Raw genomic sequence first — 26,121 nt, forward strand, 5'->3', positions numbered from 1 at the left:
CGTTCCCACTCCCATTATTACAAGAAAAAGAACCGTGGCAACCGATATAGTTTTACGCAATTATCCCTTTGACATACTTAAAGGTTGAATGATATGATAATTGTATGGAGTTTCTCACTGTTTTAAAAGAAGCTATGGATGCAATAAAGAAACGGGTTGGAAAAAACAACGTCGAATTAATATATTTGGTTTTAGGTGCATATGTTGTTCTTTGGGTTATAAAACACCTGATAACCGACATGATTTTTCCTGTTATCAATTTCTTAGATGGAAAAGGTTTTAGTCCTGATAATGTGAGTGTAGTTGCTATTATTGTATGCTTCTTTTTTCTTTTGATTACGAGCTTCGGTCTTCTTAGGATCAAGTGGTTGGATTGGCGACTTAAACAGGTGCTCAAGAGGTCGAGAGAAAAGGAAAAAATGTTAGTAACAGGTCTCGAAGAACTTGAAGAGCTAACAGAAAGAGCTGAAAAGATTGCCGAGAAAGTTAAGAATGAGAAAAATACCGACTCTTAGCCCAACTTAATTTGGGCAATGGCATTCGAGAACCAGTCCGTTCGGTGAAATTGTTTTGGCAGTACAATTCACCGGACATTCTGGTTCATCGTATACGTCACAACTGGTAAGAACTATTGTCAAGAAAACAATACAAAGCAAACGAAAGTAAATCATGGCAAATCCCTGCAAGCATCTCGCCGCTTCCTCGGCGGTATTCCTTTCTTTCCACCCTCTTCCCACAGTTTTCTTGCCTGCCTGTGGGTATCTCGATAACATTCAATCCAGAAATGTTTTTTAAACAATGGCTTATGATAGTTAATGTTGTAGTAGTATCCACCATGTCTACAGCGAGGGTTGAGTTTCACCAACACTACTTGTGGCGAAATTTGGTTGTCCAAGTCAGAAAGGCAAAACAATGCTTCTACACTTCCTTTCTGGTGACCTCCTTTCCATGCAATCATTTCTACCAATTCCGCCCCCTTGGTAGTTCTGTAAACAACATCGTTAATCAGATAACTGATATGTTGGTTACAGTATTTCCCTTTTGGTTTTCGGAATTCTTCAAAACAAGTCTCTCCCAAGGCCGAGAGAGTTCCTATAGGCAGGAATATAAAAACAAGACAAAACACAAGACAAAATCTTCTCACCATGCCACACCCCGCTTTGTGTTTGGCAGTAGAAGTGACACCATGGGTGCCGGGCGCATAGGCGCCGGGTCTTGTTGGCTTCAGTACGATTTTGAAGTTGCGTCTGTTTCCCAGATGGGTCTTATATTCCACGCAAACCCGGCAGAGCGGGTTCGTACTGAAGCCAACAGTTTCAATAGTAACAAATTACAATTAAAATTACTAGTAAGGAGAAGATTTAACGCCTTGCTTGATGCAATGGCTAAAGGTTCTCCACCAGATCAGAGAAAATCGAAGCGGGATCCTTCCGCCGGTTGTAGCGATACTCGAACTCCTTTACATACTTCCAAAGGTGTTTCGGGGAAACATGAACATGCGTCCCCTGAATCGAAAGCTTCAAACGAGACCAAAAACCTTCAAGAGAGTTAACATGAGAACCATCTTTGACATATTCGCCAGCACCGTGGTTAACCGTCCTATGCTCATATCCGGCACGGGCAAGCCCCATGTAAGAACGGAGTTCGTCGGTATGAACAGTGCTTCCCGGAAGGATGTTCTCATAGATGATAGGCTGGAGAGTGCGTTTGCGGACATTGGGAACGACCTTCGCCATAAGTTCACCGCCTCGCTCCATCATTCCGAATACAACGGCTTTTCCGTCAGCTCCCCGACCCCTCTTTCCGGGGCGCTTGCCGCCGATATAGGTTTCATCGGCCTCTACTTCTCCGTCAAGCGGGTTTTCATCATCCACCTGGGCCATGTACTTTCTTATCTCATGCGCCATTCTCCAAGCCGTCTTGTAAGTAACTCCAAGCTGTCTCTGAAGCTCCTTTGCGGAGATTCCGTGTCGGGAAGCGGAGAACAGATACATTGCGTAAAACCATTTATGAAGTGGCGTGCGGGAACGCTCAAACGGAGTTCCGGCGCACGGGTAAAGATGGTGCCCGCAGAACTGGCAAACATAGTTAGGCTGTTTCTTCATTTTGTGGAACTTGCTGTCTCGTTTACACTTCGGGCATTCAAGCCGAGTTCCGCCATAGCGGGAAACCATGATCTGGTGAAGGCAAGCGTCATCATCAGGAAACATTTCTTGAAACTGGTAAAAATTAATCATTTATGCATTGCTCCTTGGAGGTGAATTTATGGGAACTGTTCCCTACAAAGTAGTTTTTATAGACATCGAGGAACCTCTTATTGTTAACGCCTCGGAAATTGTTGAAACTGATACCGGGTTTGTCGTCTTTTATGATGATGCCAACGTGAAAATTGCAAGCATCCCGAAAGACAAGGTACGTTACGTTAAGAAAGTTAACAATGGCAAATAAATTTAATACCCATGTTTTCTTCATGGTAATAATATAACCACCAAACTAAGTATGTCAAGGGGATAATTACGTAGTTTTATGCCACTCTGCAGGGAAGACGCAGTATACGATATGCCCTCCGTCGAGTTGTCCCGCAGGCATGAGATTCAAGACGGTTACAAAAAGACCTATCCATCCTGCAAACGCGACTGGATGCAGCAAAAGCTCGTATCCCTGGGCAACTTCCCCAACGGCCACTTTAGAAAAAAGAGCGAATACGAGGGAATTACCAAGAGACATGGCCGTCTGCATCTCGGAAAACCTCTCGGAATCCAAAGCGACCACATCTGAGAAAAGCAGCCCGATAAATAAGACGGGAAGAGCTACCACCACGCCGGCTATGGGACCGGCAACCCCGATGTCAAAAAGCTCCTTCCGGCCGCGTATCTGGGATTTTATCCGTATAAACGCTCCGAACGTCCCGATCGGGGAGAGAAAAGGAGGGGCGGGGATAAACCAGGGAAGAGTTATTGAAACCCCGTATTTCCTGCCGTAAAAGTAATGCCCCATCTCATGGGCTCCAAGGATAGCCACCAGGGAAAGCGAGAAAAGAATCCCGCCGGTATAAGTTCCGCTTATCATGTAGCCGGAGAGAAAAGTGGTAGCAGCTGTAAGGACAAAAAGTACCAGCGGAATGGCGGTAGATCTCGTGATCATGGCTACTCTGCTTCGAGCAACATAGGGTTTATCGAGTTAACAACGTCCTTTAAGTACCTTTCTATATCAGACTCCTTTTTGAGAAGCAATACGTGCGACCTGATCTCCTCAAGCATCTGCTCAGAAAGTCTGTCTGAAAGAAATTTTACGTATGGAAACCGAAGCGGCGAAACGCTCAGGTGACGGTAACCAAGAGCCAGTATCAACAGGGTGCCGGAAGGAACTCCCGCTATTTCTCCACAGATGTTAAGCTCCTTTCCGCTTGAGATAACCTGCTCCCTTGTAAAATCCAGCATTCTCACCACTGAAGGATGAAAAGCCGAGTAAAGATGTCCGACCGCGTTTGAATTTCTATCAACCGCGAGCAGATACTGTATAAGGTCGTTTGTCCCGATGGAAACGAAATCTATTAAATCCGCGTAATCCCCGAACTGATACGCAAGGGCCGGAACCTCCATCATTATTCCGAGCTTCGGTATGTCATGCCGGTGAAGACTCACTTCGGCGGACAGTTTTTCAATTATCTGCGCCGCGGTCTCAACTTCCCAGACATTTGAAACCATGGGCAGAAGGATCTTGAAATTTCCCCCTTTTTTCGCCGCCAGCAAAATGGATTTCACCTGATCTCTGAAAAGATCCAGATACTCCATTGAAAAGCGGATTGACCGAAGGCCAAGAAGGGGGTTTTCTTCCTTGGGCATTTTGAGGTAGGAAAGTATCTTGTCAGAACCCACATCCAGTGTCCTGATCGTCACTTCACCCTCAAAATTCCCTGAGATTTCCTTGTATATCTTCAGTTGGGATCTCACGCTCGGCCATTTTTTAAACCGCGCGAAGGCAAACTCTGTTCTGAAAAGTCCCGCACTTCTTATTCCGTAACGCTTAGCCACCTCGACATCGGCCGGAATCCCGACATTCGCTGTTATTTTCACATCAATACCTGTAGCGGTACTTTTTATAGCTTCGGTCTCTATGAAGTGCCGGAGCTTAACCGCTCTTTCATGCATAGCCAGATACTCATCCTTTAACACCTGGTCAGGATTTGTGAAAATGAAGCCGCTTCTTCCGTCAACTATCATATCCTCACCGGGATGCACCAGGTTCACGATGTTGTCTATTCCCACAACCACCGGGATCCCAAGCGATTTCGCTATTATGATCGCATGAGAGGTCTCTCCGCCTTTTTCAAGCACTATCCCACCGACTTCTCCCTCAACGGCCGTAACGAAAGACACTCCTATCTCTCTTGCGACAAGTATTAAGGGTTCTCCATCGGCGGAAGCGGGGATATTTTCATTTTTTGAATGAGTAAGGTCCCGGAGAATTCTTTCGCCTATATCCCTGAAATCATGGGCCCGTTCCCTCATATATGAATCTGGAAGAGACTCGAAACGCGATGCCTGTAATTCAAGATACTCGACCACCGCGGCTTCGGCCGAAACTCTCTTCTCATCTATAAGCTTGCCGGTTCCTTTCTCCATGTCGCGGCTGTCAACTATCATCAGGTGTGAGCGGAAAATATCCACTTCGTTTTTCGAAAGCTTGCCCTCAGAATCCATTTTTTTAATAGTCTTTTTAAGGTCTTGTGATATATTCTTTATAGAATTTCTAACTCTTCTTTTCTCGATTCTGGGAGTGTGTGCCGTCATTTCCATCGTAGACATCCGGCGGAAAAGCCCGCGGAAGGTAACCGCCTTTCCAACGGCTATCCCCTCAGAAACTCCTTTTCCCTGATAGGTTGTCGTCTCGTGTTTTACCATGGATGGAGGTTTCAGCCGGTCCAAGGTGTTCGCGACTTCAAGGACCCCGGCAAGTCGCAAAGCTACAATCTGAAAAAGAGTCTGCTCGGCCGGGGTTATCTGCATCGGGGTCTTGTTCTGGCCCACAAGCACCCCGACGCATATGTCGTGGAGCATTATGGGAACACCTATGTAGCTTTCGTATTCCTCTTCGCCTATTTCGGGGAAATACTTGTAATTCGAATGCTCCGAAGCCGGCATGGCGATCAGAGGAACTTTGGTTTTATGAACCGTTCCGGTAAGACCTTCATCCGAACGCAAAAGGATGTCACTTTTCGATTTAACTTGGAGACCCCTGTTAGCCACAAGCCTGAGAACTTCCCTCAGATCATCCCAGACGTATATGGAGACGACATCGTAGTGAAGCGAGGAGGAAATCTTTCTTACTACCCTGCCCAAAACGGTGTTAAGGCCCACGGACTTGTTGATCAAGTCGCTTATCTCGTGGACCACTTTTAGATGGAAATGCTCCGGTTCTGTGCGATCTTTGGTAATCATTGGGTCACTCCACTACACACTAAGAAACTAATATTATACCAGCATCAGGTACAGTCAGCGGAAAAAAGAAAAGCTGAAGAATATCTGTAGAAAACCGAAAGAAGAAAAGTTTTTCCGGGAATAGATTTATAATATATTGTGTATATAATTCCCACGGCATGAATCTTAAAACAGTAAAAGTTGCCATCGTCGGATCGGGACCCGCAGCTTTCTACGCGGCCGATCATCTGCAGAAGAAACTCGGCGACCGCGTCTTCATGGACATGTTCGAGAAACTCCCGACTCCCCACGGTCTCGTGAGAAGCGGCGTGGCTCCCGACCACCAGAAGATAAAGAGCGTAGCCAGGGTTTATGACAAAATCGCGTCAAATCCCCAATTCAGGTTTTTCGGGCTTGTAGAGTTCGGAAAACACTTAACACTTGAGAACCTACGCAGGCGTTACCACCAGATAGTCATCGCGACTGGAGCCCAGACCGACAGAAAAATGGGCATACCCGGAGAGAACCTGATTGGAAGCCACACGGCAACGGAATTCGTAGGCTGGTACAACACCCACCCGGACCACATGGGCCTTGGTTTTGACTTTTCGGGGAAAAGAGTCGTTATAGTCGGAGTTGGAAACGTTGCGGTGGATGTCGCGAGAATTCTCTCTCTAACAAGAAGCGAAATGGAAAAGACGGATATTGCGGACTATGCACTTGAGAAACTGGCCGAAAGCGGAATAAAGGAGATACAGATGCTGGGAAGAAGGGGACCCGCGCAGGCGGCTTTCACTAATCCCGAGCTGCGGGAACTTGAGAAGCTCGAGGACGCAGACCTTCTCGTCCTGCCGGACGAAGCGGAACCGGACTTCCTTACGCTTGAGGAACTTGAACGCAAGCCGGACAGGGCAGCCCAGACGAAAATAGAGCTTATAAAAAAAGCTTCCGAAAGGGTTCCATCCAAATCGAAAAAAATCATCATAAGGTTCCTGGTTTCTCCAACAGAGATAATCGCCGGGGAAAACAATAAGGTAAAAAGCGTCAAGGTCGTTAAAAACAGGCTTTACAGATCCGATGACGGTTCCCTTCGGCCCAAACCCACGAACGAAACTGAAGAGATCCCCACCGATCTGGTCTTTCGTTCCGTCGGGTATCGGGGAATACCCCTTCCGGACGTGCCGTTTGACGACAATTCGGGGGTAATCCCCAATGAAAAAGGAAGAGTGCTTGACGAAGCTGGCGGAAACCCGATTCCGGGACTCTACACCACCGGGTGGATAAAACGCGGGCCGACCGGGGTTATCGGCACGAACAAGACCGACTCCGGCGAAACCGTAAGCTGCATGGTCGAGGACATTGAGGAGAAAAATACGCTGCGTCCCGAACTCATTTCGGCTGAAAGCATAAAGGAACTGCTTGATGAAAAACATATTTCCTATAATGAATGGCTGCGGGTTGACTCGTTTGAAAAGAAAGAAGGGGAAAAACGGGGAAGGCCGAGAGTAAAGGTCTCGAGGCTTGAAGAAATTCTCGAGATCCTTGAAAAAGAACACTGAAGCGGGCGGCTCTCCCCAGTCGAGAAACGCATACTTGCTTGAATTCAGTTTCCGACGCGCCTGAAACTACGCCGGACTCACGCGTATCCTTCTCCTGAGAGGATCTGATCCCCAAACAGAGAGGGAGAGTTCGCTTCCTATATCAAAAATCCTGCCACCGGCATTAGAAAGCGCAAGTTCGATCAGGAACTCAGGTATATAAACGTTAAACCCGTTATATCCCTTGGAACTCACGTAGCCTGTCGCCCCCTTTATATCCTTTTCCAGAAGATAGCGGATAAGCCAGTACCTGTGTCTGCTTCTCTGCGCGTTTTTTATTTCTCTGGTGGCAAGGCTAACCCGCGTGTTTATGTTTTCAAGCTCGCTCTCCGAGTAGCAAATCTTCTGTTCCCCGAGCCAAGATATAAGCTGGCGCTGCATGAGAAGGTCCGTATACCTTCTGATCGGAGAAGTCATCTGTACATAACAGGCAACTCCCAGCGACTTGTGGATTTCGGGAGCAAAAGTAACAAAGGAGGGTTTTAAGTGCTTTATTACCCTTACCGGAAAAAGAGCATCTCCGGGGTCAAGTTCTCTGGCTTCAGGATCAATCTCCTGGGTTTGGGAACGAAAGAGAGCAGGAATTTCATTTTTACCGAAGAAGTCTGCTGAAAGCCGGTTCATAAGTATCATGCATTCGGATACGACGTCGTGAGCGGGAGAATCCATGTAGTCCTTGCTGACCGAGATTTCTTCCCGGTCTCGGACCCTGATTTTAAGTTCCGGGAGTTGAACTATAAAAGCTCCATTCTCGACTCTTTCGCTTCTAAGCGAATCAGTAAGGCTTACAAGCAAGTTCCCCCATTTCGTCTGGTCAAATATTTCGGTTGCTTCGGTGTAGCTAAGATTTTTTGAAACCCTTATGACTGTCGTATCAAAGCGATAATCGATCAAAGTAGAGTCTTCTTTCTTAAAAGTGGCGAAAAGGGAAAGTGCAGGTCGGAGGTCGCCGGCGGTTAGACTGAGTTTCTGACTCACGAGTTCCTGGGGAAACATATCCACGCGCTGCTCGGGGAAATAAACCGTTTCGGCGCGCTCAAGAGCCCCTTGATCAAGAAAAGATCCCCTGTTTACAAAATGGGCGACATTCGAGATGTGGACCCCCAGAATTACCAAGTCTCCGCGCGTTTCAAGGGAGATGGCATCATCAATGTCCTGCGTTGTCTCGCTGTCAACGGAAAAAGCATCAAGATCCGTTCTGTCAGTAAGACCCGCAAAGTCTTCCTGAGCGTTCAAAATAGCTTTGACCTCTTCGAGCATTCTTTGCGAGTGTTTGAAATGAAAGGAGATTTTTTTCGATTCCGGGTCATCGTCTTTCTTCCAAAAACCCGTCTTTATAAGAAATTCAACTGCCAATTCCACTTCCTTAACCCCCGCCTCGTAAAGAAAAGCCTTGGCTTCCTTAGCTCTCTCGTAGCCGTCAAGATCCATAACGTACCTCTCAATCAGTTCAAGAAATTCTCTGTGGTTCTCATCAACCACTGAAGGAATTTCACCGCTCAGAACGGAACGCACCCAGTTTACTGCAACCTGCGCTTTTTGCTCTCTTTCTCTTCTGAGTTCAAGGGCACGGAGAGTCTTGGAAACATCCTCCTGTGAACGGACGAGGTAACCGTCTTCTGCTCTTGCCAAGTAAACAGTGTTTTTATCTACTGCCCAGAAAAGCAGGAGCCTTTGCTCTGAAGAAACCTGCTCTGTCCCCGACGAATACAGATCAAGGATCTCCGCAAAGCTCACAATCTCCTGTTCCCCCACGACGCACTGCCACAAAGTCTCCAGATCAACTGACTCCTTTTTTTCCTCGAGGTCTCTCCTCCACTTCCTCATTTCGAGTTTTTTCTCAGATTCGGTCAGGGTTTCGGGAACAGTTATTCCGGTGAGCAGTGCAACTTTTTTCGGTTCAACATCGTAGCGCTTTCCGTCCTCTGAGAAAACAGAGAATTTGTCGGGATGAACAGAAAGAACGACTCCGAGGGTAGGTTCCCTCCTTTTTCTGTAGGCAATAAGTTCGTTTATGCTGGGGAAATTCATCGAACGGAATAATTCGATCAGTTAAGAGAATCCTTGTAACGAAGCGCCCCTTTTATGAAATCCCTGAAAAGCGGGTGGGCGCTTAGGGGCTTTGACTTGAATTCGGGGTGAAACTGACAGCCGACGAACCAAGGATGATCCTTAAGTTCCATGATTTCGACCAGATTCCCATCCGGTGAAAGGCCGCAAAGAATCATTCCCTTAGACTCAAGGATTTCCCTGTAGCTGTTGTTCACTTCAAACCGGTGACGGTGTCTTTCGGAGATTTCGGAAGCCCCGTAGATGCTGCTTGCCAGGGTCTTGGGTTTTAAGACGCAAGGATAGGCCCCGAGTCTCATTGTCCCGCCCTTCTCGTTTATGTTCTTTTGCGATTCCATTATGTCTATAACGGGATTCTCCGTACCGCTGTTATTCTCGGTAGTATCTGCGTCACTCATGCCGCACACGCTTCTTGAAAACTCAATAACGGCAAGCTGCATTCCGTAACAAATCCCGAAGAAAGGAATCTGATTTTCCCTTGCATACTTCGTGGCGCAGACTTTGCCGTCAATTCCTCTCTCTCCGAAACCCCCGGGAACGAGTATGCCATGGACATCGGAGAAGTAGTCCTGAGGGCATGTTCTGTCCATTTCCTCCGAATCCACATATTTTATTTCAACGGTTGAATCATTGGCTATGCCACCGTGGTAGAGGGCTTCGTGAAGACTCTTGTAAGCATCTCCGTGTGAAACATATTTTCCGACAACGGCTATGCGCACGGTCTTTTTCACACTTTTTATTCTTCGAACCAGATCTTCCCACTCCCCCATGTCGGGTTTTTTGGTCCACATGCCAAGATACTCAATGATTATCTCGGCAAGTCCTTCCTTCTTGTACATAAGCGGAACTTCATATATGTGCTCAACATCCTTAGCCGTAATCACCGCTTTTTGTTCAACGTTGCAGAAAAGAGCTATTTTTCTCTTAACGTCTTCCGGAAGGAACTTGTCCTCGGTGCGACACAGAAGTATGTCGGGCTGAATTCCTATCTGGAGAAGCTCCTTTACGCTGTGTTGCGTAGGTTTTGTTTTCAGTTCTCCGGCGGCGGCCACGTAGGGAACATAAGTAAGATGGATGAAAAGCGTGTTCTGTTTACCAAGATCCGACCTTAACTGCCTCACAGCCTCAAGAAAAGGGAGACTTTCTATATCTCCCACCGTACCGCCTATCTCAACTATGATAACGTCGTTACCGTCCTCAAGGGCGCGCACGCGGGATTTTATCTCATCCGTTATGTGAGGGATAACCTGGACCGTTTTGCCGAGGAACTTACCCTCTCTCTCTTTGGAAATAACGGAATCGTAGACCTTGCCGCTTGTGAGATTATTTTTCTTGCCGAGATGGGCTTTGGTAAATCTTTCGTAGTGACCGAGATCGAGATCCGTTTCGGCCCCGTCATCGGTAACAAACACCTCCCCGTGCTCAAAAGGATTCATCGTGCCCGGATCGACGTTTATGTAGGGATCAAGCTTCTGAAGAGTGACTCGAAGACCGCAACATTCAAGAAGGAAGCCTATCGAAGAAGCGGAGATACCCTTTCCCAGAGAAGACATAACTCCGCCGGTAACAAAAATAAATTTCGCGCTTTTCACGCAGAAAACCCCTTTATAAAGTTAAAGCAGCCGCAATAAACAAAGGTCGGAATTTAAATATATTCAATTGCGAGGCAGCTTACAATTAAAAACGGAAATTTCATATAATTTTGGGGAGATAGAACCGGGAAAATCTTGATATTGAACAAGCCTCTTAAGAGAATAAAAACAGATGTGAAGGAGCAAAGGCCGTTTGTTAAAGCAACTATTTCAAGCCTGAAAAATATGATAGGAGTTTTCCTGAGGCAATAGCTCTGTGACTTATCCTGTTTTTTATCTCGGGACCAAGTTCAGCCATGGTTTTCCCGTACTGAGGAACATAAAAAACTGGGTCGTAACCAAAACCGCTTTCGCCTCTTTTTTCCTGGATAATCTGTCCGCTACATTCGCCTTCAAAAAATTCCTGTGCCCCATCCGCACGTACTAAAGCAATACAGCAAACAAATTTGGCTTTTCTGTTGTTCTCTTCTTTGAGTTCGGACAGAAGCTTTTCGTTGTTATCATCATCGGATGCCCCCTTCCCCGCGTACCTAGCTGAATAAATCCCAGGAGCTCCCCCCAAAGCATCAACAACCAATCCTGAATCATCTCCAATAGCATCCATTCCAAGAAAATCAGAGGTTGTCTTCGCCTTGATAAAAGCATTTTCCCTGAAAGAAAGACCTGTCTCCTCTATATCAGGAATATTGTTAAAGTCAGAAAGAGAAAGAATATCATCGTAAGCATCGGCAAGAATCGATCTGAATTCTCTCAGCTTTCCTTTGTTTTTAGTGGCAATTACTATGGTTCTACGTTTTATATTGACCACTAGTCCTTGAAGTCCTTTTCACTATCCTTGGTTTTATCGTTTTTAGCGTTACTTGGTTAAAAGTTGACCAAAATATCTCTGGGGTTAGAACGTGCGTATGTGAAGATACCATATTCTAGTAATTAGAGAAGAACGTCAGCGATTCCCTCATGCGACAATTGATCCGCTCGAGAAACTTGTCGCAGAAGAACTCACGGAAAAGTTTGAATTTCCCGTGTCCCTGAATTTCGATTCCCTGATGGTAAGCGATATTTCAGGGCGTGCAAGGGCTTTTCAAAGCATGGTAGGTGGTGGCATGGATATAGAAAAAGCAGCTGCCCTTTCAGGATTAATGGTGGAATCTGACAGTGATTGATGGACAGAAACTTTCGGAACTTCCGGAGATCCCGGTCTTGGAAATAAAACTTGATGACGTGCTTTACATTGTCAAGACATCGAACCCGAAAGTCTCTTATAAAATTACATTACAACGGCTAAAAGAATGGTTAGACAGTCAATGAAAAAGAAGAGCAAAGTTTACCGGTGTCAATACTGCGGAGCCATGAAGAAACATCCAGATCAGAAATGTAAGGAGTGCGGATTATAATTCCCCGATCTGTTCTAGTAGCCCCGCCGGTGTCGGGGAAGCCTACCCCAGGGCAGCTAATCACTGGCGGGGGTTTTTCTTGTTGCGCCGTTTGCGCTTATGAAAAAATCCCGGCTGGTTTCCCCCTGTGTGGACTTGAGGCGCGTGGCCGGGTATTTCTTTTAACAGTCTAAAAGCAGACTAAGGTTCTTGTGGTAATTCTCCCGAATCGGCACAAGAACCTTTTTTTATCCCACCTGTATGATGGTTGGCGACGGGAACAGGTAGAATTAATTTTATGGAAGAAACCAAAACTGCTCTAATTAAATCACTAACTGAATCAAGTAAAGCAAAAATTCTTATTTCTTTGTTCTTTTTGCTTCTTTCCCTCATAATAGCCTTCAATTTCAAAGAAAGTCAGACCGAAATGACTCCCGAAGTTTTAAAATACTTTGTTCCTGCTTCCTACGCAGGAATAGTGGTTTTTCTTTTCTGGTTTTTATATGAAGCCGTTTGGCAACAACTTCCAGAGCAAAAGTTTGCTTCACGTTATGAGGAAATACACTCTTGTCTTGGCAAGATTCAAGAGTATCTTCGCTCCCCGAACCCAATGATCTCTCCAATAAGTCCTCTCGAAACTCAGGCTTCCTTTCTGGTACTTGGAAATATGCTTGAGAAGAGATTTGGTATTGCTTATCCTTTATATTCTGAAGGCGAAGAGCAAAGAAGTTACTTCGTGATATGCTCTTCATTCTTAATTGCGATGCTGAAGTATGCCGAGACAGGTGACTTGAAAGGAGCTAAAGAATACTCTAAAGCTTTCAGAAATTCTTAGAGCCTACAGATTTTTAAAAAGTTATACTAATCTCGAAATGGCAGGCTTGAAACTCTAGCCCTGAGATTCGGGTTTATAGCTACAACTTTCACGTTAAGTCTTGGAACTCCAGCAGTTAGAGTAAGTTTGACTTTAACGTCACGTGGTTTTCTATTACCAAAGTTCCGAAATCTTTCACTAATATCAAAAAAGGCTTTATCGGTGAGAACGTATCCCGCAAAGCGATGGTCTATACGGATGACCACAGAAGCTATATAGGACTTCCCTTTGAACATGAGAGCGTAAACCATAGCGTAGGGGAGTATGTGAGGGATATGACTCATACGAATGGAATAGAGAGCTTTTGGGCAGTATTAAAGCGTGGGTACTATGGAACCTATCACCGCATATCCCCGACACGCCGGAGAATGTAGCTAAGGCTTTGTTCTCTACTCCGCCCAAAGAATATAATGAGTGGAAATATCTTAAGAAACTGGCTGGTTCCGAGGAGTGAAATCACGGAGTTTGGTTAGGATTGTATATAATTCCTTTCCAATTATAGATATCCCATTTCAATAGTGGGACGGAAAGGGAGATAAGACTACCACTCTTTCCGAAAAATTCTTTATCTTCAGTGAGTTATAAAAATACTGTGGTGGAGGCGCCGGGAATCGAACCCGGGTCCGGAAAAAGTTTCACTAGGCTTCTACATGCTTATCCTGTCTTTTGAATCAGACGGTAAAATCACCGGCAGGCAGGTTTTTCACCGCAGTCCCAAGTAAGATCTCGCTGGCAAGCGCCCCGGGAATCACATACCAGCCATCCCGCTTGAATTACGCCTCAGAAAGCCCAGCGGGCATGACGTTCTGAGACGTCGCAGTTTATTTAGGCTGCGAGTGCGTTAATTGGTTCGGCACTTATCGTGCTTGATCAGTTTTACGAGTTAACCAAGCTCGGCATGCGGCACAAGCTTCCCTATTTCCCGTCGAAGCCGAATCGCCCCCATGTTTACTATGAACGTTTCAAAGATCGTCTGACGGCTTTTTGCATATCCCTCTGGGCCTCACGACGCTTGATATCCTCTCTTTTATCTCTCGTCTTCTTACCTTTGGCAAGGGCCAGTTCGAGTTTTGCTATGCCGCTCTTAAAATAAATCCTAAGAGGAATTAGAGTGTACCCTCTGACGCTAGTTTTTCCAATCAGCTTCCTTATCTCATGAGAGTTGAGCAGAAGCTTTCTCTCTCTCGTCGGTTCATGGTTAAGCCCGCTGGCGGCGTCATAAGGAGCTATGTAACAGTTAACGAGCCTTGCTTCTCCCTCTCTTATGAGAGCGAAGCTCTCCTTTACGCTCGCGTTCCCATTCCTTAGGGATTTAACCTCGGAGCCTCTGAGAACCAGTCCCGCTTCGTATTTCTCCTCGAATATATAATCCCTGTGGGCAGTAGGGTGACTGCATACGGTCTTCATCTACCTAATGATAATCCGCCCCGGCGAAATAACCAGTATGAACTCAAAAATCCTTGGAACTGTCAACAAGAAGCGTAACAGGCCCGCAATTAACCATACTGACATCCATGTGAGCCCCGAAAACGCCAGTTTCCACCGGGATTCCGCGCTCCGTAAGCTTAGTGATGAAAAGTTCGTAAAAGCGTCTCGCGGAATCTCCCCCCGCGGCCCGTACATAAGAGGGTCTTCTGCCCTTCCTTGTATCACCGTAGAGGGTGAACTGGGAGATGGCCAAGATTTCTCCTCCCGTGTCCTCGATACTGAGGTTCATTCTGCCTGAGGAGTCCTCAAATATCCTGAGACCCGATATTTTCTCGGCGACATAGGCAACTTCTTTTTCCGAGTCATTCTCTCCAACTCCGAGAAGAACCACCATCCCTGGACCAATTCTGCCAACTACTTTGCCGTCAACGCTTACCGACGCCTCGGTTACTCTCTGTATAACAGCTCTCATCTCAAGATACTTGTAACGAAAAGCTCATAAAAACAGATCACACGTAAAGCCTAGGAACTCTAGGCGAGATTCTTGACAAAATTTCGTAGGATATGCTCTCCGCCCAAGAAGAAACATCCTCAACACTCACAAGTTCGTCTCCAAAAAGCATTACCTCGTCTCCCACACGGACACCCGGAACGTCCGTTGCATCAACCATTATAAAATCCATGCAGACAGATCCTATAAGCGGGACGAGTCTTCCTCCCAAGGAAACTTTCGCCTTGTTTGAAAGGGCTCTTGGGTAGCCGTCCGCATAACCAATCGGAAGGGTCGCGACCAGCGTTTCCCTCCCCGTAACGAAACTGCATCTGTAGCCAACCGAAGTGCCCGGGGGCACCTTTCTTAGCTGCACTATCCTTGTTTTTAGTTTCATAACGGGCCTTAGATCAACTTCCCCCATGTTGCCTGAACCGTAGAGCATTATCCCGGGCCTCACGATGTTCATGTGGGAGTTCGGAAATCTCTGGATGGATGCACTGTTTGCAGAATGCGCGTAGCTGTATTTAACGCCTAGATCGTCGAGAAAAAGGAGGCCTTCGCGGAAAACCCCTAGCTGGTAATCCGTGTAATCGCTTTGGTTACTCTCGGAAAAAGCAAGGTGGGTAAAAACTCCTTCAAGCATCACCCCGGGAAGCGAGGCGGCCGAAGCGAAGAAATGTTCCATGTCGCCCACCCCCACTCCAAGCCTGGTCATACCCGTGTCGACTTTCAGGTGATAACCTACTGTTTTTCCGTGCTGAACTGCAGCGTCAGAAAGAGCCTTAAGCACATTTAGGGAATAGCAGGCAGGAGTAAACGCATTTTCCGCAACGACTGGAGCCTCCTGCGGGTCAATACTTCCAAGAAGGAATATTTCGCCTTTTATTCCGGCTTGCCTGAGTTCCATCGCCTCCGGCACGGTAGCTACTCCAAGAATGTCCGCTCCATTGCTAAGAGCTACTTCGCTTAGCCTTACCGCGCCATGTCCGTAAGCGTCGGCTTTCACAATTGCCATGATACGGACATTCTCCCCTACAAGCTTTCTTACTTCGCCAAGGTTTGATTTAAAGGAATCAAGACTGATTTCAGCCCAAGTAGGTCTCATTGCCCGGGAATTTCTCCAAAAGCCGAGTGAAGCAGTTCGTTCGAATTGCTTGTTTGCCGGCTCCGCATTTCTTCAGGTCAGCTAAAGGTAAATATACCATTACCCAAGACAAGTTTCAGGCCTGCCTAACATCAGAAACGAAAAAGACCACCCATAGCAAAGTTCAGCCATGGTCAAAAGTGATAAATACCCGATTGCCATTTATTTAGGTATATAATTCCCCTATCTTTCATTGGACCGGTTTTTTTAACTGTCTTTTTAAGTTGAAACCGGAACGGAAGATTCTGGGAAAAACGGCATGAAATTGAACAGATATGAACTTCGCTGCGTTCTCGTAATAGGAACGATAATCGCGCTTAGGCTTCTGGGAATATTCCTGATAGTACCCGTTTTCAGCATATACGCCGTAAACTACGAGGGAGCAACTCTCTCATCCGCGGGAGTAGCGTTTGGAATATACGCACTTACCCAGAGCCTGCTTCAGATACCTTTCGGCATGGCAAGCGACAGGTTCGGAAGAAAGCCGGTAATAGTGTCGGGACTCATGATCTTCTGCCTGGGAAGCGTTCTCTGCGGTTTCGCGGATAACATCTGGGAACTCATAATAACTAGGGCACTCCAGGGAAGCGGCGCGATAGGCGCGGTCGCCCTGGCCACCCTCGGAGATTCCACAAGAAACGAGGTAAGAGCACAGTCTTTTATGCTGACCGGAATAATAGTCGGGATTGCATTTATAACTTCACTCGTAATCGGCCCGGTACTTGCAACGAAATTCGGTTTCGAGAGCCTTTTCTTCATACTCGCGGCCCTAGGTTTAGTGGCGATTCTAGTTGCTCTTCTCATGTTTCCCGAACTTCCAAAGAAAAAAACAAGGGACAGGAAAGAACTTCTTCTCAAACTCAGGGAACCGGAAATTGGAAAAATTCTTTCCTCAACCTTCATAACCTCCCTCACCCTTAACCTTATTCTGTTCATCTATCCATTAGACTGGAAAAATCACGGTACCGGACCTGAAGACCTGTGGTTCGTCTACCTGGTAATACTCGCCCCGAGTGCACTTCTGGTTAATCTCTACATCAGGTTCTCCGAGACAAGAAAAACTCTCAGACAGGCAACTCAGTTCGGGCTTTTCTTTCTAGTGGCCGCTTTTTTAATCTATCTGCTTCGGGAATCCGACAGCATCACTCTCTACGTCGCTGGAGGAGTGTTCTTTTTCGGGTACACCATATTTCAGTCCATACTCCCCGCGTTTGTTACGCAGAGAGTTTCCTCGGAGAACAGGGGCTTTCTCTCCGGTTTTTTCAATCTGGCGAATTTCATGGGAGCCTGCGTGGGTGGAATGTCCTCCGGCATACTTTACCAGACCCACGAGTCCCTGCCCTTGATATTCGGTCTCCTGTTCTTGGTACTGTGGAAATTTATCGGACTTCCCAGTCCGCCGCTGGAACAGACTGAAAAGAAATGAAGATATGGACGCTTGAGAGAACAGAGTTTCTGCCGGTTTCTCTTGAAACGGCCTGGGATTTTTTCTCCGACCCGAACAATCTTCCTAGAATCACTCCCCCTGAGCTACACCTGCGCATAACATCTGAGACGGACAGGGAAATATATCCCGGCATGATAATTACCTACACCGTAACGCCCATACCCTTTTTCAGAAGCGCTTGGGCAACAGAGATAACCCAGGTGGACTCACCAAGCTATTTTGTTGACGAGCAGCGATTCGGACCCTACAAGTTCTGGCACCACAAGCATTTTTTCACTGAAGCCGGAGACAAAACAGAGGTCCGGGATCTCGTTCACTACTCCCTGCCGTTCGGCCCGATCGGAAGGTTGGCGAATCTGTTTTTTGTAAGCAGAAAACTGGATTTCATATTCGATTACAGAAGCATTCGTCTTCGAAAAATATTTGGGAATTGACAAAAAGATCGCTAATTTCTTCCCACCGTGGCGCCGGCTTGAAGCGTGATATGGTGCAAGGTATATTTGGGAGATACATTATCCTGAACTCGCATGAAGACTGCTTTGCGGCGATGCGTATCACAAGGCCGAAGAACGCATTATGCATCCGCTTGAACAGTTTTTTAACGCCGTATACGAGAGGACAGCTAAAGAGGTCGAACGCTACAAGAAAAAAAGAGAAATGATGGTCTTCCTGCTGATCGGAGCAACCTTCCTCGCAGCCTTGCTCTCCATTGTTTCTATCGTAATGATGGCTGGTTCTGCAAAAAATATAGAGGTGTGCACACTTGCCGGATGAAGTAGAACGTAGAACGGACTTCATTTCTGATCGCAGCAGGCCCGGGCTTTGAGAACCTCTTAAGAATTGAGGGAAATCCGGCCCGTAAGGCGTAACTCTCGGGGGAAAACCGTGAATTTTTCTGAATACAAGAACAAAAAAAAAGATGCTCCTTTCATATCCTTTGAGGTCTTTCCTCCAAAAGACGATCCTGAATTTGAAAAGCTCAAGGACACTCTTGCAAGGCTTGCTGAATTCTCACCCAGCATTATAACGGTAACCCACGGTGCCATGGGAAAGGGGCGGAAAAGAACCCTCGAGGTCGCCTCCTACGTAAAAAACGTTATCGGGACGGAGAGCGCCTGCCACCTGACCTGCATAGGATCTTCCGAGAAAGAAATAGATCTGATGCTTGAAGGAATAGAGCGGGAGAAGATAAGTAACATAGTGGCACTCAGGGGAGATATTCCTGAGAAAGACGGTGAAAACCTGCTGTCCCGCGGAGCTTTTCAACACGCAAACCAACTCGTTGAACACATAAGAAAGTATGAAAAAGGAAAGCCGCAACGCTTTTCCATAGCCGTTGCCGGCTACCCGGAAAAACATATCGAATCCCCGAGCTTCGAGGAGGATATAGCCAATCTTAAAAAAAAGGTGAACGCGGGAGCCGACATCATAATCACGCAGCTTTTCTTTGATAACAGTTACTATTTTGACTTCCTTGGCAGGGTGAGAGCAGCGGGAATAGATATTCCCGTTATCCCGGGTCTTATGCCCGTACTTTCATCAAGACAAGTGATAAGAATATCGTCCCTTTGCGGAACTGATATACCAGCGCCACTGAAAAAGAAGCTTGAGAACGCAGGAGACGATAACCGCAAAGCAGTGGAAATAGGGATCGCCCAGTGCAGAGACCAAGTAAGGGAACTTATCGCTGAAGGAGTACCGGGAATTCATTTCTATGTTCTTAACAGAACCTCTCATATAGAAAAGATTCTGAAATCCGTCTGATGCCTGAGACGAAGAAAATCTTTGATGAAGTGGCACGCCACTATGACTGGCTGAATACCCTGTTCAGCCTCGGAATCCACAAACTCTGGAGAAAAAAGCTGGCGGAACAACTGCGTGGAGCCGAGTACAATCTGGACATAGCAACCGGGACGGCAGAAGTTGCGATTGAAGTGGCAAAAAAACACCCTGCCACCAAAACGGTTGGAATTGATCCCAGCATGAACATGCTTCGGATAGCGAAAAAGAAAATCGAGGATCTTGATTTAGGAGAGAAAATAGCGCTTGTATCAGCTGCGGCTGAAAACCTCCCCTTTGCGGAAAAGCAGTTTGACTCGGCCACAATAGCATTCGGTATAAGAAACACTGTCGATTACGAACTTTCCCTGAAGGAAATAAGAAGGGTTCTAAGGGAAAGCGGAAAACTACTCATCCTTGAATTCGCAATTCCAAGAAATCCTGTTTTCAAACCGCTTTACATGTTTTATTTCAGAGTTCTGATGCCTCTTGTCGGAAGCATCTACGGCAGGGGTAAAGAATATAGGTATCTGGCTGAATCCGCCGCCTCGTTTCCTCAGAGAAGAGAATTCATACAACATCTTGAAAACGCGGGGTTTCGTGATTGCCGATACTCAGAACTCACTATGGGAGTAGTAGCGCTTTACAGCGCAACCAGATAACCGGGCTGCTTCTCTTTGCAAAGATTATGGATAAAGCCTGTCTATGACCCAGCCGCCGTCAGGGGAAGGAAGGTACCTGAAACGGTCGTGAAGCCTGTTTTTCCTTCCCTGCCAGAACTCAAAGCGAAGAGGGTTCACCACGTATCCTTTCCAGAAGTCGGGTCGCACTATACTTTTCCCTTTCCACTCAGAGCGAAACTGGGCGTATTGATCTTCAAGCAACCGCCTGCTTGCAAGGACTTCGCTCTGTCTTGAAACACATGCTCCTATGCGACTTTGACGAGGCCTTGACGCAAAGTACTCATCGGCTTCCCGTTCGGGCAGAATGGAAACCTCGCCGTCCACTTTTACCTGCCTTTCAAATTCAGGCCACCAGAAGCAAAGCGAAGCGACCGGGTTCTCGGCTACATCTCTTCCCTTGCGACTAAGGGAATTTGAATAGAAGGAAAAACCTCTTTCGTCATAACCCTTGAGGAGCACCACTCTTGAGGACGGAATGCCGTTGGCTCCCACCGTAGAAAGAATAAAAGCGTTTGGAAAATCGATTTCCGCTTTGAGAACCTCACCGTACCAGAAGTGAAACTGGACAAACGGATCTTCATCAAGATCTTTTCTCTCAAGCTTCAGTTTCAGGTACTGGCGTGAATGGAACTTATCTTTCTTCGACATTTTATCTCAAAACAACATCCTCAAGCGTTGGTCTCAGATCTTTGTGTAAGAACTCGTAACCGGAGGAAAGAAGTTTCTCAGGGAAAACCATACTGCCGGCAAGCATCGTGCTGCGACCCATCTCTCCGAAGAAAAGCCGTACGGCAAACGCGGGAATTGTAAGCAATGCAGGCCTTCGCAGAACCGTTGCAAGCGCAGTGGTAAATTCCCTGTTAGTCACCGGATTCGGGGATACCGCGTTGACGGGTCCTCTTACCTCCTCACGTCCCAACAGATAAACAATTATCCGTGAAAGATCTTCTATCGATATCCAGCTTAGGTATTGGTCCCCGCTTCCGATAACTCCTCCAAGGCCCATCTTAAAGGGAAGCAACAAGGAACTCAACATGCCGCCTTCGGGACTTAGGACAACACCCATACGCAGATTTATGACCCTTACGCCAAGATCAGAGGCCCTGTTGGCCTCATTTTCCCACTCCAGGCAAGTATCGGGAAGAAAACCCGAGCCGACCTTGGAGCGCTCAGTGAGTCTTTCTTCTCCCCTGTCTCCATAATATCCGACCGCCGATGCACAGATAAAGCTTTTGGGGGGATCTTGAAGTCCGGAGAAAAGACTCACCAAATAGCGGGTACTGAGTACCCTGCTCCGCCGTATCGAGTTCTTTTTCTTTTCGGTCCATCTGCACACTATATTCTCTCCCGAGAGATGAACAACGGCATCAAAACCCTCAAGCAAAGATGGATCATCGACATGGCCCCCCTCTGGATCCCAGAAAATTAGATTCTCTCCTTCCGTGCGCGACCTTACAAGACGCCATATATCAGATGAATCCGAGGAAAGAACTCTGAGAAGATGAGTTCCCACGGTTCCACTAGATCCTGAGATAAGTATTTTCATATTCCTAGCTGAAAAGACCGGGTCACGAGGCAAAAGCCTCGATCAGTCGCTCCTGGTACTCCCTTACCTCCCTGAAATCGAGAAAATAATGCGGGGCGCTCAACACAGGGAGGTCAATATATTCTCTGTATTTTTCAACCTTCTCCCTGCAATGTTTCGCATCTCCGACAACGGCAAACGCCTCAACCATTTCATCACTGACACCCTCTATCATCGCGCGGACGTCTTTTCTGCGAAAAGCGTCCCTTATCCCTTTCACCTCTTCCGTAAAACCGTGAAGCCTGAAAGGAGGATCGTAAGCCTTTACCGTGGCATAAAAAGCTACAGTCGCCCGGGCGGCTTCCCTGGCCTTCTCCCAGTCATCCGAAACGGCGCAGGTAATTATCGAGCACTTCATAAAATCCCCGTTTTTTCTCTGCCTCTCCAGCTTCTCTTCGAGCGAAGGTGAAACTATTTTTTTTATGTACTCAAGTGAACAGACAACATGCCCCATATAACCATCCGCGATTTCGGCCGCAGCGCCAACCATGTTGCTCCCTATGCCGGCCACGAATATCGGTATCTTTCTTCTTACGGGTTTAAAAGCTCTCTTGTAGCCCCTTGTGTTTATATGGTAAAACTGCCCTTCAAAAACAATTTCCTTGCCGGTATGGGCCTCAGAAATAATTTCCCTTACTAAACCCACGCATTCCCTTATTCTCGCAACCGGCCTGTCTCCATAGAAAACACCGTGAAAATTCTCGTTTGTTCTTTTTGCTCCCGTACCGAGACCCAGTATAAACCTCCCCGAACTTATTTCGTCAAGATCAAGAGAAGTAATGGAAGTAATGAGCGGGCTTCTAACAAAGGCAAGGGCAACGGCGGTACCAAGTTTTATTTTAGAGGTAGCAGAAGCAACAACCGAAAGCTGCTGAAAAGAGGTCCTGTAAAGTTCCGTGGCCCAGACGGAGTGAAAATTCGCTTTTTCTGCGGCAACCGCAAGATCCTTGAGTTCTTCTATTGACCCCGCATCAAGTATAAACCCGACTCTTTTCATCAGGTCTATTATAAATAATAAGGGACGCGGAAAAAACCCGTTCAAATTACGCGGGGGGAAATGGAGAAATTCTGATAAGTGTGAGCGGGAGGAATTCTAATCCTCTGCCTTTTCTGGAGAATCAGCCTGTTCTTGCGGTTCAGGGGACTCGGCTTCGGCTACTTCAGGTTCAGCAACCTCAGCCTCAGCAACCTTGGCTTCGTCCTGTTCATCGGTCTGGCTCTTGGCAGCTTCCTCTTGATCGACCAGACCAAGTTCTTCTGCGGATTTTTTCTTCGAACTTTTCCTTGGCGCACTCTCGGCCTTCGCCTTGGGCTTTGCCTTTCGCCTTTTTCTTTTGGCCTTGTACTCTTCGGTTACAAGCTCAACAAGGGAAACAGGAGCGTTATCTCCTCTTCTGTAGCCGAGCTTGATTATCCTCGTATAACCGCCGGGGCGCTCCATATACCTTTGGGCAAGTTCAGAGAAAAGTTTTTCCACAACTGCACGATCCCTTACATAAGCCAAGGCCTTTCTTCTTGCGTGAAGGCTGCCGTTTTTACCAAGAGTCACGAGCTTCTCCACAACCCTTCTTATCTCTTTGGCTCTCGTGTCCGTTGTGTTTATCTTGCCGTTACGCAGAAGGTCGGTAGCCATGTTGCGGAACATGGCCTTTCTGTGCTTCGTTGTAACTCCCAGTTTCCTTCCCGATTTTCTGTGTCTCATTTCTCTACCGTATACGGGTCCCGATTACTGTTCGACACTCTCTGAACTCCGCTTCTCCTTTTCCTTCTCAAAAACTTCAGTGTCTATAGCCATCCCAAGGCTCAAGCCCATTTCCCTAAGCCTCGCGCTTACCTCTTCGAGGGAGGTTTTTCCGAAATTTTCAAGATCGAGAAGCTGTTGTTCTGTCTTCTGAACCACTTCTCCGATGTATTTTATTTCAGCTTTCTTAAGACAGTTTATAGATCTTACCGACAGTTCCACATCCTCTATGGGGACAAAAAGCTTGTCGTCGGTCCCGCTTATGCCCATGGACTCTTCCTCTTCCACTTTGTCCACGAGTTCCTCATCAAAATCAATGAAAACGTTTAGCTGTTGCTTGATAATCTTTGCACTGTATGCAAGTGCCTCTTCGGGAAGAATCGTACCGTTTGTCCATATTTCAATGGTAAGTTTCTGGTAATCGGTTCTCTGCCCCACCCTGGCGTTGGTAACAGCGTAATTAACTTTCTTAACGGGAGAGAAAAACGCATCAACATGTATGAGGCCTATTGACTTATGGGTCTCTCTTCTCGATACCGGCTCGTAGCCGCTTCCCATCTTCACAGTGAGTTCAATCTCAAGCTTAGCTTCATCCTCTAAAGTCGCTATATGCTGCTCACCATTAACCACTTCCACCATGTGGGTGGTATTTATATCGGACGCCTTGACCTCTGCCGGGCCCTCTATGCTTATAGTTACCGTCTGCGGGTCGTAGGTATGCATTTTGAGATCCACGCTTTTCAGGTTCAGTATGATCTCCGTAACATCTTCCATAACTCCCGGTATGGTAGAGAACTCGTGCGATACCCCGTCTATCACGGCAGCAGTAATCGCAGGACCCTGTATTGAGGAAAGGAGAACCCTTCTAAGTGCGTTGCCAAGAGTAATTCCGTAACCCGGTTCTAGAGGTTCGCAGATAAATTTGCCGTAGAAAGGAGTCGATACCTGCTCGTCTTTTTCAAGCGCTTTGGGGTATTGTAAATCTCTCCAGTTTTTCTGAAAATTCTCCAAGTTTCATCCCTCCGTCTGTGCCAAGCTTTTTTAAACCCTTGAGTAAAACTCAACGATCAACTGTTCATCTATGGGAACCGTCACATCCTCTCTTTCGGGAAGTTTGGTTACAACCCCGCTGTAATTTTCCCTGTCAAGCTCAAGCCACTGGGGAAAGCCCCTTCTCTCAAGGCCTTCAAGGGACTGGTTTACATGCGAGTTGCTTCTGGTTTTTGCTTTGATCTCTATTTTGTTTCCCTGCTTCACGCTGAAAGAGGGAATGTCGACTCTTTTGCCGTCCACAAGAACATGCCCGAGCCATACCAAGTGTCTGGCCTCGTTGCGCGAACTTGCAAATCCTAGCCTGTAGATCACATTGTCAAGTCTTCTCTCAAGAAGCAGTATGAGCATTGCACCAGTTACCCCGCTTCTCCTGGCCGCCTCGGCAAAATAACGGCTGAATTGTTTTTCCGTCAGCCCGTAAATACGCTTAACTTTTTGTTTCTCTCTCAGCCTTATTCCATAGTCAGAGAACTTTGAACGGCCAATCGAAGCCCCGTGAACTCCAGGCCCGCGATTAGGTCTTTTCTGGATGGCGCATTTTGACGTATAACACCTAGCGCCCTTAAGAAAAAGCTGTTCGCCCTCTCTCCTGCAAAGCTTACACGATGGTCCTCTATACCTAGCCAATTACCTTTTTCCTCCTAGTAAACGTGAACATGGCCTCTCCCGTAACGTCTACACTCTTCTCCTTCCGGGAGGTCTGCAACCGTTATGGGGAATCGGGGTGACATCCTTTATCATCGTCACTTTCACCCCGGCGGCCTGAACGGCCCTTATCGCCGGTTCCCTTCCGGGACCGGGACCGCTTACGTAAACATTCGCGGACTTAAGCCCGAATGTCTTTGCCTTTTTCGACGCGTCATCCGCCGCCACCTGGGCTGCAAACGGCGTCCCCTTTCTCGTACCCTTAAATCCCCTGTTGCCACCGCTTGACCAAGCTATGACGTTCCCCTTCATATCACTGACAGTGATTATGGTGTTGTTAAAAGTAGCCTGTATGTTGACCACTCCATGTTCAACGAATTTCTTTGTTTTCTTCTTGGTGAATTTCTTGCTCATCTGGAAAAACCCTTCTTATTTACCGGCTTTTTTCTTCTTCGCTATCGCAGTACCCCTGCGGCCTTTTCTGGTTCTCGCGTTCGACTTGGTTTTCTGTCCCCTTACAGGAAGCCCCGTCCTGTGCCTTATGCCCCTGTAGCATCCTATCTCTATGAGGCGCTTTATGTTAAGCTGAACCTCCCTTCTGAGGTCTCCCTCAACTGTGTACTCGCCTTCAATTATCGTCCGAAGTTTCGTTACTTCCTGGTCGTCAAGGTCTCCGGACTTTTTGTTTATGTCTATACCGGCTTTGGAAAGTATGACGTTTGAAGTTGCTCTACCTATACCGTAGATATACGTAAGACCTACCTCCACTCTTTTGTTAAGCGGTATGTCAACTCCTGCTATTCTAGGCATTAAGGCATATCCTCCTGCGCACTATCCTTGTCTCTGCTTGTGTCTTTTGTTAACACAGATCACCCGCACGACTCCTTTGCGCCTGATGATCTTGCACTTGTCACATATCTTTTTTACTGATGCCCTTGTTTTCACCTTGCTTCCGCCCCTGCCTTCACTTTTTGAGTCTGTAGGTGATTCTTCCCTTTGTAAGATCGTAAGGAGATATCTCAAGCTTTACCCTGTCTCCTGGAAGTATCCTTATGAACCTGGTTCTCATTTTGCCAGAGACATAGGCCAGTACTTCGTGGTTGTTCTCTATTTCAACCATGAACATCGCGTTGGGCAAAGCCTTCGTTATAGTTCCTTCAAACTCTATTTTCTCTTCTTTCTGCATTACCTACCCT

29 protein-coding genes, 1 other RNA gene and 1 pseudogene are annotated in these 26,121 nt (G+C 46.9%); 10 read left to right on the forward strand and 21 right to left on the reverse strand.

From position 1 onward, the window contains the following. The first annotated feature begins 104 nt into the window (after window positions 1-104). Window positions 105-515 carry a hypothetical protein gene (locus F4X55_02910; protein MYC39948.1) on the forward strand — a complete coding sequence of 137 codons (411 nt, stop codon included), beginning with the start codon at window positions 105-107 and terminating at the stop codon, window positions 513-515. A 152-nt stretch (window positions 516-667) separates the two neighbouring features. Here F4X55_02910 and F4X55_02915 read toward each other — a convergent pair whose 3' ends face one another. Further along, a complete protein-coding gene (locus F4X55_02915; GenBank protein ID MYC39949.1) occupies window positions 668-1,147 on the reverse strand; it encodes a hypothetical protein in 480 nt (159 codons plus the stop codon). Window positions 1,148-1,385: 238 nt separating this feature from the next. Further along, window positions 1,386-2,237, reverse strand: coding sequence for an IS1595 family transposase (locus tag F4X55_02920; GenBank protein ID MYC39950.1), 852 nt, complete (start codon window positions 2,235-2,237; stop codon window positions 1,386-1,388). Window positions 2,238-2,265: 28 nt separating this feature from the next. Here F4X55_02920 and F4X55_02925 point away from each other — a divergent pair, with 28 nt between their 5' ends. Next, window positions 2,266-2,448 carry a hypothetical protein gene (locus tag F4X55_02925; protein ID MYC39951.1) on the forward strand — a complete coding sequence of 61 codons (183 nt, stop codon included), beginning with the start codon at window positions 2,266-2,268 and terminating at the stop codon, window positions 2,446-2,448. Window positions 2,449-2,514: 66 nt separating this feature from the next. Here the strand turns inward: F4X55_02925 and F4X55_02930 are convergent, their stop codons facing one another. Further along, window positions 2,515-3,144 carry a site-2 protease family protein gene (locus tag F4X55_02930; GenBank protein ID MYC39952.1) on the reverse strand — a complete coding sequence of 210 codons (630 nt, stop codon included), beginning with the start codon at window positions 3,142-3,144 and terminating at the stop codon, window positions 2,515-2,517. Window positions 3,145-3,146: 2 nt separating this feature from the next. Further along, complete coding sequence (gene ptsP / locus F4X55_02935) at window positions 3,147-5,441, reverse strand: phosphoenolpyruvate--protein phosphotransferase (GenBank protein MYC39953.1); 2,295 nt, start codon at window positions 5,439-5,441, stop codon at window positions 3,147-3,149. A gap of 158 nt (window positions 5,442-5,599) precedes the next feature. Between ptsP and F4X55_02940 the strand changes: the two genes are divergently transcribed. Next, the gene (locus F4X55_02940) at window positions 5,600-6,979 is read left to right on the forward strand and encodes an NADP oxidoreductase (protein ID MYC39954.1); all 1,380 of its coding nucleotides are present in this window, start codon (window positions 5,600-5,602) and stop codon (window positions 6,977-6,979) included. 66 nt (window positions 6,980-7,045) lie between these two features. Here F4X55_02940 and F4X55_02945 read toward each other — a convergent pair whose 3' ends face one another. The 3 genes from F4X55_02945 to F4X55_02955 all read right to left on the reverse strand — a co-directional run bounded on the left by F4X55_02945 (window position 7,046) and on the right by F4X55_02955 (window position 11,479). Next, window positions 7,046-9,049: an RNB domain-containing ribonuclease gene (locus F4X55_02945; GenBank protein MYC39955.1), complete on the reverse strand. Its 2,004-nt coding sequence runs from the start codon at window positions 9,047-9,049 to the stop codon at window positions 7,046-7,048. A 17-nt stretch (window positions 9,050-9,066) separates the two neighbouring features. Next, complete coding sequence (locus F4X55_02950; GenBank protein MYC39956.1) at window positions 9,067-10,641, reverse strand: CTP synthase; 1,575 nt, start codon at window positions 10,639-10,641, stop codon at window positions 9,067-9,069. Between the two features lie 244 nt (window positions 10,642-10,885). After that, on the reverse strand, window positions 10,886-11,479 hold the full coding sequence (locus tag F4X55_02955; protein MYC39957.1) for an XTP/dITP diphosphatase: 594 nt from the start codon (window positions 11,477-11,479) through the stop codon (window positions 10,886-10,888). A gap of 872 nt (window positions 11,480-12,351) precedes the next feature. On the opposite strand from F4X55_02955, the gene F4X55_02960 reads away from it, so the two are divergent. Next, a complete protein-coding gene (locus tag F4X55_02960; protein ID MYC39958.1) occupies window positions 12,352-12,888 on the forward strand; it encodes a hypothetical protein in 537 nt (178 codons plus the stop codon). A gap of 227 nt (window positions 12,889-13,115) precedes the next feature. Then, a pseudogene (locus F4X55_02965) lies at window positions 13,116-13,280 on the forward strand (transposase). A gap of 240 nt (window positions 13,281-13,520) precedes the next feature. On the opposite strand, the gene ssrA reads toward F4X55_02965, so the two are convergent. The 4 genes from ssrA to alr all read right to left on the reverse strand — a co-directional run bounded on the left by ssrA (window position 13,521) and on the right by alr (window position 15,953). After that, window positions 13,521-13,871: a transfer-messenger RNA gene (ssrA, locus tag F4X55_02970) on the reverse strand. Between the two features lie 7 nt (window positions 13,872-13,878). Continuing rightward, window positions 13,879-14,334, reverse strand: coding sequence for an SsrA-binding protein SmpB (gene smpB / locus F4X55_02975; GenBank protein MYC39959.1), 456 nt, complete (start codon window positions 14,332-14,334; stop codon window positions 13,879-13,881). A 43-nt stretch (window positions 14,335-14,377) separates the two neighbouring features. Continuing rightward, on the reverse strand, window positions 14,378-14,827 hold the full coding sequence (locus tag F4X55_02980; GenBank protein MYC39960.1) for a D-tyrosyl-tRNA(Tyr) deacylase: 450 nt from the start codon (window positions 14,825-14,827) through the stop codon (window positions 14,378-14,380). Window positions 14,828-14,864: 37 nt separating this feature from the next. Next, window positions 14,865-15,953, reverse strand: coding sequence for an alanine racemase (alr, locus tag F4X55_02985; GenBank protein MYC39961.1), 1,089 nt, complete (start codon window positions 15,951-15,953; stop codon window positions 14,865-14,867). A gap of 298 nt (window positions 15,954-16,251) precedes the next feature. Here alr and F4X55_02990 point away from each other — a divergent pair, with 298 nt between their 5' ends. From F4X55_02990 to ubiE, 5 genes are all read left to right on the forward strand, one after another. Beyond that, window positions 16,252-17,418 carry an MFS transporter gene (locus F4X55_02990; GenBank protein ID MYC39962.1) on the forward strand — a complete coding sequence of 389 codons (1,167 nt, stop codon included), beginning with the start codon at window positions 16,252-16,254 and terminating at the stop codon, window positions 17,416-17,418. Then, window positions 17,415-17,873, forward strand: coding sequence for an SRPBCC family protein (locus tag F4X55_02995; GenBank protein MYC39963.1), 459 nt, complete (start codon window positions 17,415-17,417; stop codon window positions 17,871-17,873). The genes F4X55_02990 and F4X55_02995 overlap by 4 nt, the downstream gene beginning before the upstream one ends. A gap of 142 nt (window positions 17,874-18,015) precedes the next feature. Then, window positions 18,016-18,213: a conjugal transfer protein gene (locus F4X55_03000; protein ID MYC39964.1), complete on the forward strand. Its 198-nt coding sequence runs from the start codon at window positions 18,016-18,018 to the stop codon at window positions 18,211-18,213. Between the two features lie 66 nt (window positions 18,214-18,279). After that, window positions 18,280-19,203 (forward strand): methylenetetrahydrofolate reductase [NAD(P)H], encoded by a 924-nt coding sequence (gene metF, locus F4X55_03005; GenBank protein MYC39965.1) that lies wholly within the window; start codon window positions 18,280-18,282, stop codon window positions 19,201-19,203. Further along, window positions 19,203-19,880, forward strand: a complete 678-nt coding sequence (gene ubiE, locus F4X55_03010; GenBank protein ID MYC39966.1) for a bifunctional demethylmenaquinone methyltransferase/2-methoxy-6-polyprenyl-1,4-benzoquinol methylase UbiE — start codon at window positions 19,203-19,205, stop codon at window positions 19,878-19,880. Before metF ends, ubiE begins: the two co-directional genes overlap by 1 nt. Window positions 19,881-19,904: 24 nt before the next feature. Here ubiE and pdxH read toward each other — a convergent pair whose 3' ends face one another. The 10 genes from pdxH to infA all read right to left on the reverse strand — a co-directional run bounded on the left by pdxH (window position 19,905) and on the right by infA (window position 26,111). Further along, complete coding sequence (gene pdxH, locus F4X55_03015) at window positions 19,905-20,549, reverse strand: pyridoxamine 5'-phosphate oxidase (GenBank protein MYC39967.1); 645 nt, start codon at window positions 20,547-20,549, stop codon at window positions 19,905-19,907. Window position 20,550: 1 nt separating this feature from the next. Then, a complete protein-coding gene (locus tag F4X55_03020; protein MYC39968.1) occupies window positions 20,551-21,447 on the reverse strand; it encodes a TIGR01777 family protein in 897 nt (298 codons plus the stop codon). Between the two features lie 22 nt (window positions 21,448-21,469). Then, window positions 21,470-22,483, reverse strand: a complete 1,014-nt coding sequence (locus F4X55_03025) for an LLM class flavin-dependent oxidoreductase (protein ID MYC39969.1) — start codon at window positions 22,481-22,483, stop codon at window positions 21,470-21,472. Between the two features lie 96 nt (window positions 22,484-22,579). After that, entirely contained in the window at window positions 22,580-23,188 is a 609-nt protein-coding gene (locus tag F4X55_03030) for a 50S ribosomal protein L17 (protein MYC39970.1), read from the reverse strand. Window positions 23,189-23,212: 24 nt separating this feature from the next. Next, a complete protein-coding gene (locus tag F4X55_03035) occupies window positions 23,213-24,238 on the reverse strand; it encodes a DNA-directed RNA polymerase subunit alpha (protein MYC39971.1) in 1,026 nt (341 codons plus the stop codon). A gap of 30 nt (window positions 24,239-24,268) precedes the next feature. Then, window positions 24,269-24,907, reverse strand: a complete 639-nt coding sequence (rpsD, locus tag F4X55_03040; protein ID MYC39972.1) for a 30S ribosomal protein S4 — start codon at window positions 24,905-24,907, stop codon at window positions 24,269-24,271. A gap of 48 nt (window positions 24,908-24,955) precedes the next feature. After that, entirely contained in the window at window positions 24,956-25,339 is a 384-nt protein-coding gene (rpsK, locus tag F4X55_03045; protein MYC39973.1) for a 30S ribosomal protein S11, read from the reverse strand. Window positions 25,340-25,354: 15 nt separating this feature from the next. Next, window positions 25,355-25,735: a 30S ribosomal protein S13 gene (gene rpsM, locus F4X55_03050; protein ID MYC39974.1), complete on the reverse strand. Its 381-nt coding sequence runs from the start codon at window positions 25,733-25,735 to the stop codon at window positions 25,355-25,357. A gap of 21 nt (window positions 25,736-25,756) precedes the next feature. Next, window positions 25,757-25,870, reverse strand: coding sequence for a 50S ribosomal protein L36 (rpmJ, locus tag F4X55_03055; GenBank protein ID MYC39975.1), 114 nt, complete (start codon window positions 25,868-25,870; stop codon window positions 25,757-25,759). Window positions 25,871-25,889: 19 nt separating this feature from the next. Next, window positions 25,890-26,111 carry a translation initiation factor IF-1 gene (gene infA, locus F4X55_03060; protein ID MYC39976.1) on the reverse strand — a complete coding sequence of 74 codons (222 nt, stop codon included), beginning with the start codon at window positions 26,109-26,111 and terminating at the stop codon, window positions 25,890-25,892. Window positions 26,112-26,121 lie beyond the last annotated feature (10 nt).

It is taken from the genome of Candidatus Dadabacteria bacterium (assembly GCA_009840385.1).
GTDB classification, from domain to species: Bacteria; Desulfobacterota_D; UBA1144; order Nemesobacterales; family Nemesobacteraceae; genus Nemesobacter; species Nemesobacter australis.

Bases quoted from the DNA above. Each gene is read 5' to 3' on its own strand.
- ubiE (MYC39966.1), top strand. From the start codon at position 19,203: ATGCCTGAGACGAAGAAAATCTTTGATGAAGTGGCACGCCACTATGAC.
- alr (MYC39961.1), bottom strand. From the start codon at position 15,953: ATGAGACCTACTTGGGCTGAAATCAGTCTTGATTCCTTTAAATCAAAC.
- F4X55_02920 (MYC39950.1), bottom strand. From the start codon at position 2,237: ATGATTAATTTTTACCAGTTTCAAGAAATGTTTCCTGATGATGACGCT.
- F4X55_02925 (MYC39951.1), top strand. From the start codon at position 2,266: ATGGGAACTGTTCCCTACAAAGTAGTTTTTATAGACATCGAGGAACCT.
- F4X55_02945 (MYC39955.1), bottom strand. From the start codon at position 9,049: ATGAATTTCCCCAGCATAAACGAACTTATTGCCTACAGAAAAAGGAGG.
- F4X55_03030 (MYC39970.1), bottom strand. From the start codon at position 23,188: ATGAGACACAGAAAATCGGGAAGGAAACTGGGAGTTACAACGAAGCAC.
- ptsP (MYC39953.1), bottom strand. From the start codon at position 5,441: ATGATTACCAAAGATCGCACAGAACCGGAGCATTTCCATCTAAAAGTG.
- F4X55_02995 (MYC39963.1), top strand. From the start codon at position 17,415: ATGAAGATATGGACGCTTGAGAGAACAGAGTTTCTGCCGGTTTCTCTT.
- infA (MYC39976.1), bottom strand. From the start codon at position 26,111: ATGCAGAAAGAAGAGAAAATAGAGTTTGAAGGAACTATAACGAAGGCT.
- smpB (MYC39959.1), bottom strand. From the start codon at position 14,334: ATGAAGACCGTATGCAGTCACCCTACTGCCCACAGGGATTATATATTC.
- F4X55_02980 (MYC39960.1), bottom strand. From the start codon at position 14,827: ATGAGAGCTGTTATACAGAGAGTAACCGAGGCGTCGGTAAGCGTTGAC.
- F4X55_03025 (MYC39969.1), bottom strand. From the start codon at position 22,483: ATGAAAAGAGTCGGGTTTATACTTGATGCGGGGTCAATAGAAGAACTC.
- F4X55_02910 (MYC39948.1), top strand. From the start codon at position 105: ATGGAGTTTCTCACTGTTTTAAAAGAAGCTATGGATGCAATAAAGAAA.
- F4X55_03000 (MYC39964.1), top strand. From the start codon at position 18,016: ATGCATCCGCTTGAACAGTTTTTTAACGCCGTATACGAGAGGACAGCT.
- F4X55_02915 (MYC39949.1), bottom strand. From the start codon at position 1,147: ATGGTGAGAAGATTTTGTCTTGTGTTTTGTCTTGTTTTTATATTCCTG.
- rpsM (MYC39974.1), bottom strand. From the start codon at position 25,735: ATGCCTAGAATAGCAGGAGTTGACATACCGCTTAACAAAAGAGTGGAG.
- F4X55_03020 (MYC39968.1), bottom strand. From the start codon at position 21,447: ATGAAAATACTTATCTCAGGATCTAGTGGAACCGTGGGAACTCATCTT.
- F4X55_02960 (MYC39958.1), top strand. From the start codon at position 12,352: ATGGAAGAAACCAAAACTGCTCTAATTAAATCACTAACTGAATCAAGT.
- F4X55_02990 (MYC39962.1), top strand. From the start codon at position 16,252: ATGAAATTGAACAGATATGAACTTCGCTGCGTTCTCGTAATAGGAACG.
- F4X55_02950 (MYC39956.1), bottom strand. From the start codon at position 10,641: ATGTCTTCTCTGGGAAAGGGTATCTCCGCTTCTTCGATAGGCTTCCTT.
- pdxH (MYC39967.1), bottom strand. From the start codon at position 20,549: ATGTCGAAGAAAGATAAGTTCCATTCACGCCAGTACCTGAAACTGAAG.
- rpsK (MYC39973.1), bottom strand. From the start codon at position 25,339: ATGAGCAAGAAATTCACCAAGAAGAAAACAAAGAAATTCGTTGAACAT.
- F4X55_02940 (MYC39954.1), top strand. From the start codon at position 5,600: ATGAATCTTAAAACAGTAAAAGTTGCCATCGTCGGATCGGGACCCGCA.
- F4X55_02930 (MYC39952.1), bottom strand. From the start codon at position 3,144: ATGATCACGAGATCTACCGCCATTCCGCTGGTACTTTTTGTCCTTACA.